This is a genomic window from Chitinimonas sp. (assembly GCF_041904975.1).
GTDB lineage: Bacteria > Pseudomonadota > Gammaproteobacteria > Burkholderiales > Chitinimonadaceae > Chitinimonas.
The window spans coordinates 1-5,181 of record NZ_JAYRLZ010000283.1; the positions used below are offsets into that span (position 1 = coordinate 1).

Genomic DNA, 5,181 nt, shown 5'->3' on the forward strand with positions numbered 1-5,181 from the left:
AAGGTCGCCCGGATATACAGCGTCTGTTGTGTGGCGTAACTGCCAGCGCTGCGCTGATCGACCACGCAATCGCCTGGCAGGCCGATGCCATTCTGGTGCATCACGGCTATTTCTGGCGCGGCGAAGATCCGCGCATCATCGGGAGCAAGCGGCAGCGCCTGGCAAAACTGTTGCAAAACGATATCAGTCTGCTCGCCTATCACCTGCCACTCGATGCGCACCCGGAATTCGGCAATAACGCGACACTGGGCAGGCAGCTGGGCCTGATCACCGAGGGGCGCTGCGGCGAGCAGGATCTGGTGTGCGTCGGCCGCCTTGCCGAACCGGCCAGTGCCGGCGAATTTCTCAAGCATGTGGAAAGCCGCCTCGGGAGAAAGGCACAGCTGGTTGGCGACCCGAACCGCGCCATTACCCGCATCGGCTGGTGCAGTGGCGGTGCCCAAGGCTATCTGGCCGCTGCGGTGGCAGCAGGCTGCGACTGCTATCTGACTGGCGAGGCGTCCGAGCCCAGCTATCATGATGCGATCGAGTCGGGCGTCACGTTTATTGCTGCCGGGCATCATGCCACCGAGCGTTACGGCGTACAGGCGCTGGGTGAGCATCTGGCCGGGCAATTCGGTTTGACCGTGAGTTACCACGAGCTCGACAACCCGTTCTGACCACGTCCGATACCGGCCGGTTCAAGTCAGACAGCGGCGCCGCGCTTATCCTAATGGACTGAATCGGTTAGAATCGCGGAGTTTCGGATTTCACCAAAATTTCAAGTCAGGGACTGGGTATGACCAATCAAGTGGACAACAGCAAGCGGCGCTTCCTGACGCTCGCGACAGGCGCCGTCGGTGGCGTCGCCGTCGCCGGTGTTGCAGTGCCCTTTGTCGCCAGCTTCTTCCCCTCCGAGCGCGCCAAGGCAGCCGGTGCGCCGGTCGAGGTGGATATCAGCAAGCTGGAACCGGGCCAGAAGATCAACGCCGAATGGCGTGGCAAGCCGGTATGGGTGCTTAACCGCACCAAGGAAATGATCGACAACCTGCCCAAGCTCAACGGCAAGCTGGCCGACCCCAAGTCGGAAGCCAGCGAACAGCCCGACTACTGCAGCAAGGGCGATGGCCGCTCGATCAAGCCGGAAGTATTCGTCGCACTGGGCGTCTGTACCCACCTGGGCTGCTCGCCCACCATGCGCTCGGAAATCGGCCCGGCCGACCTCGGCGCCGAATGGCTGGGTGGCTTCTACTGCCCGTGCCACGGTTCCAAGTTCGACCTTGCCGGTCGCGTGTATTCGGGCGTGCCGGCACCGAAGAACCTGGTGATTCCGCCGCATAAATACATCAACGACAAGACGTTGTTGATCGGCGAAGACAAATAACAGAGCGGAGCGACCATGAACAAAGTGGAACAACTGGTAGGCTGGATCGACGACCGCTTCCCGCTCACCCAGATGTGGAACGAGCAGTGGGGCAAGTATGTCGCCCCGAAGAATTTCAACTTCTGGTACTACTTCGGCTCGCTGGCCGCACTGGTGCTGGTACTGCAAATCGTCACCGGCATCTTCCTGACGATGAACTACAAGCCGGACGGCAATCTGATTCCCGGCACCAATGTGTCGGTAGCCTTTATGTCGGTCGAATACATCATGCGTGATGTGGCCGGCGGCTGGATCATCCGCTACATGCACACCACCGGCGCCTCGATGTTCTTCGTGGTGGTGTATCTGCATATGTTCCGTGGCCTGATTTACGGTTCATACCAGAAGCCGCGCGAGCTGATCTGGATCTTCGGCATGTTCATCTTCCTGGCACTGATGGCCGAAGCCTTCCTCGGCTACCTGCTGCCTTGGGGCCAGATGTCGTTCTGGGGTGCCCAGGTGATCGTGAACCTGTTCAGCGCCATCCCGGTGATCGGCCCGGATCTGTCGGTATTCATCCGTGGTGACTTCGTGGTCGGCGACGCGACGCTGAACCGCTTCTTCGCCCTGCATGTGATCGCCGTGCCACTGGTGCTGCTGGCCCTGGTCGGTGCCCACCTGATCGCCCTGCATGAAGTCGGCTCCAACAACCCGGACGGCATCGATATCAAGAAGCAGCCGAAAGACCCGAAGACCGGCCTGCCGCTCGATGGCATCTACTCGCATCCTTACTACTCGATCAAGGATATCTTCGGCGTCGTGGTGTTCCTGTCCATCTTCAGCGCCATTGTGTTCTTCGCGCCGACCATGGGCGGCTACTTCCTCGAAGACAATAACTTCATCGCTGCCGACCCGTTCAAGACCCCGCCGCATATCGCACCGGTGTGGTACTTCACCCCGTTCTACGCCATCTTGCGCGCGGTGCCGTCCTTCCTTGGCACCCAGGTCTGGGGCGTACTGGCCATGGGCGCAGCCGTGATGATCATTGCCTTCCTGCCCTGGCTGGATCGCAGCCCGGTTCGCTCGATCCGCTACCGCGGCAATCTGTACAAGAGCATCCTGGCGGTATTCATCATTGCCTTCATCACCCTGGGCATTCTGGGCGCCTTGCCACCCACCAATGGCCGCACCATCGTGTCGCAGATCTGCAGCGTGATCTATTTCGCTTTCTTCCTGGCGATGCCGTGGTACACCAAGATGGATAAAACCAAGCCCGTGCCATCGCGCGTGACTTGGTAATCAGGGAGACCCAACACATGAAAAAAATCAGTCAATTCCTGCTTGGCCTGCTGTCGATCGCCGGCGTAGCCGTGGCGCTACCGGCTGCCGCCAATGAAGGCGCGGCACTCGATCGCGCACCGGTCAATGTGCGCGATGTCGAATCCTTGCAACGTGGCGCGCAGACCTTTGCCAACTACTGCCTGTCCTGCCATGGCGCGCAGGCCATGCGTTACAACCGCCTGACCGACCTGGGCCTGTCCGAGCAGCAGATCAAGGACAACCTGATGTTCGCCAGCGACAAGGTGGGCGAAGTCATGAAGGTGTCCATGCAATCGAAGGATGCCAAGACCTGGCTGGGCGCCCCGCCACCCGATCTGTCGCTGATCGCCCGCTCGCGCGGTGCCGACTGGCTCTACACCTATATGCGCAGCTTCTACCGCGACAGCAGCCGGCCTACCGGCTGGAACAATGCGGTGTTCGACAAGGTCGGCATGCCGCATGTGCTGTGGCAGCTGCAGGGCGACCTGGAGCTGCAGACCGGCGAAGCTAAGGGCGGCGCCGTGGTACGCAGCTGGGAAGTCGCCGAATCCGGCAAGCACGAGGAGCACCGCCTGGTACTGACCCGCGCCGGCGACCTGACCCGCCTGGTCGATGGCAAAGCCAATACGCTCGATTACGACCGCAAGGTAGGCGATCTGGTCAATTACCTGGTGTGGATGGGCGAGCCTTCGCAAGTGCTGCGCGAGCGCATCGGCTATGGCGTGCTGCTGTTCCTGGTGTTCCTGTTGCTGCCGCTGGTGTACTTCCTCAAACAGGAATACTGGAAAGAAGTGCATTAAGTAGTCCTGAATCGAAGCAGCCCCAGAACAGCGGAGCTGGCACCACGAAAAGCGGAAGAGAAATCTTCCGCTTTTTGCTTTTAAATCATGCACTTACAGGCTTTTTCTGGCTATTGCATGGTGCAAAATGCTAAAATCCGGCTTTGCCATACCAACCATCGATGGAGTTCCCTGCTTATGATGACCCTGTACTCCGGCACCGCCTGCCCGTTCAGCCACCGCTGCCGCATTGTCCTGTTCGAAAAGGGCATGGATTTCCAGATTGTCGATGTGGATATCCATAACAAGCCGGAAGATCTGTCGGTAATGAACCCGTACAACGAAGTACCGGTTCTGGTCGAGCGTGAGCTGGTGCTGTATGAATCGAACATCATCAATGAGTACATCGACGAGCGCTTCCCGCACCCGCAGCTGATGCCGGCCGACCCGATCCAGCGTGGCCGCGCCCGCCTGATGCTGTTCAACTTCGAACGCGAACTGTTTGTCCATGTGCGCACCATGGAAAACGGCAGCTCCACCAAGAAAGACCTGGAAAAAGCCCGCACCACCATTCGCGACAACCTGGGCCAGATCGCCCCGATTTTCGCCAAGCAAAAATTCATGCTCGGCGAAGAGTTCTCCATGCTCGACGTGGCCATCGCCCCGCTACTGTGGCGCCTTGAGCACTACGGCGTGGAAGTATCCAAGCCGATGGCGCCCATCCTCAAATACGCCGAGCGCCTGTTCGGCCGCCAGGCATTCATCGACTCGATGACGCCGAACGAAAAGGCCATGCGTAAGTAAGGCGTGAAATGTGAAAGGTGAAACGTGGCAATCCATTCGCTGGATAAGCCGTACCACTGCAGAGCATGGCTTTCACGTTTCACCGGCGCCTAGCGCCATCACATTTCACAGGCAACACACCGGCGCAGCGATATCACCTCTCCCGTTTCAAACAGGTACCCGTCATGAACCCCGTCCCGATCAAACCCTATCTGATGCGCGCCATTCATGAGTGGTGCTCGGATCAAGGCTATACGCCCTATCTGGTGGTGGCCGTGAAGGGCAAGCTGCAGGTGCCGATGGAGTTCGTGAAAAACGGCGAAATCACCCTGAACGTCAGCTACAACGCCACCCGCAATCTGCAGCTCGGTGACGACTATGTACGCTTCTCGGCGCGCTTTAACGGCGTATCGCGTGACATCATCGTGCCGATAGGCGCAGTAGTGTCGCTCTTTGCCCGCGAAACCGGCGAGGGCATGGCTTGGGAGCCGGACGCCAGCGAGCTGGAAACCGACAGCAACGGCGCCCGCATCGCCCCGCTACGACCAATCGCCCCGCTACGACCAATCGCCCCGCTACGACCAATCGACGCCGCACCGACCGAATTGCACGCAGTTGACGCGCCAACCGCCTCAAGCGAACCAGAAGACGAACCACCACCGGCAGCACCGCCAGCGGGCAGAGGGCATTTGCGCGTGGTGAAGTAGCTTTGCCCTGCGTTCGCACCAATAGCAAAAAGGCATGTTTTGACATGCCTTTTTGCTTTGCTTGACCCGAATCACTCCACCCTGGTCAGCACCGCCGCAAAAAATCCATCGCAGCCATGGCGATTCGGCGCCAGTTGTAAATAATCGCCGGTATCCAGGCCAATCTTCTGCTCGGCCAGTATGGTATTGGCCGGCAGCAGGCGGTATTGCGGATTGGCGGCGAGGAAGGCTTCGACGATGCCCTGGTTTT

The 5,181-nt window shown here is 59.5% G+C and carries 6 protein-coding genes; all 6 read left to right on the top strand.

Features of this window, described 5'->3' with window-relative positions; genetic code table 11:
• Positions 1 to 659: Nif3-like dinuclear metal center hexameric protein (locus tag ACE3OH_RS18920; protein WP_374356862.1), on the top strand; the 659-nt coding region annotated here is incomplete at its 5' end.
• A gap of 119 nt (positions 660 to 778) precedes the next feature.
• The gene (gene petA, locus ACE3OH_RS18925; protein ID WP_374356864.1) at positions 779 to 1,363 is read left to right on the top strand and encodes a ubiquinol-cytochrome c reductase iron-sulfur subunit; all 585 of its coding nucleotides are present in this window, start codon (positions 779 to 781) and stop codon (positions 1,361 to 1,363) included.
• Positions 1,364 to 1,378: 15 nt separating this feature from the next.
• A complete protein-coding gene (locus tag ACE3OH_RS18930; RefSeq protein WP_374356866.1) occupies positions 1,379 to 2,641 on the top strand; it encodes a cytochrome bc complex cytochrome b subunit in 1,263 nt (420 codons plus the stop codon).
• A 17-nt stretch (positions 2,642 to 2,658) separates the two neighbouring features.
• On the top strand, positions 2,659 to 3,462 hold the full coding sequence (locus tag ACE3OH_RS18935; RefSeq protein ID WP_374356868.1) for a cytochrome c1: 804 nt from the start codon (positions 2,659 to 2,661) through the stop codon (positions 3,460 to 3,462).
• A 177-nt stretch (positions 3,463 to 3,639) separates the two neighbouring features.
• The gene (locus tag ACE3OH_RS18940) at positions 3,640 to 4,245 is read left to right on the top strand and encodes a glutathione S-transferase N-terminal domain-containing protein (protein WP_374356871.1); all 606 of its coding nucleotides are present in this window, start codon (positions 3,640 to 3,642) and stop codon (positions 4,243 to 4,245) included.
• Positions 4,246 to 4,409: 164 nt separating this feature from the next.
• On the top strand, positions 4,410 to 4,931 hold the full coding sequence (locus ACE3OH_RS18945; protein ID WP_374356873.1) for a ClpXP protease specificity-enhancing factor: 522 nt from the start codon (positions 4,410 to 4,412) through the stop codon (positions 4,929 to 4,931).
• Positions 4,932 to 5,181: the final 250 nt, after the last annotated feature.

Bases quoted from the DNA above. Each gene is read 5' to 3' on its own strand.
- petA (WP_374356864.1), top strand. From the start codon at position 779: ATGACCAATCAAGTGGACAACAGCAAGCGGCGCTTCCTGACGCTCGCG.
- ACE3OH_RS18930 (WP_374356866.1), top strand. From the start codon at position 1,379: ATGAACAAAGTGGAACAACTGGTAGGCTGGATCGACGACCGCTTCCCG.
- ACE3OH_RS18935 (WP_374356868.1), top strand. From the start codon at position 2,659: ATGAAAAAAATCAGTCAATTCCTGCTTGGCCTGCTGTCGATCGCCGGC.
- ACE3OH_RS18940 (WP_374356871.1), top strand. From the start codon at position 3,640: ATGATGACCCTGTACTCCGGCACCGCCTGCCCGTTCAGCCACCGCTGC.
- ACE3OH_RS18945 (WP_374356873.1), top strand. From the start codon at position 4,410: ATGAACCCCGTCCCGATCAAACCCTATCTGATGCGCGCCATTCATGAG.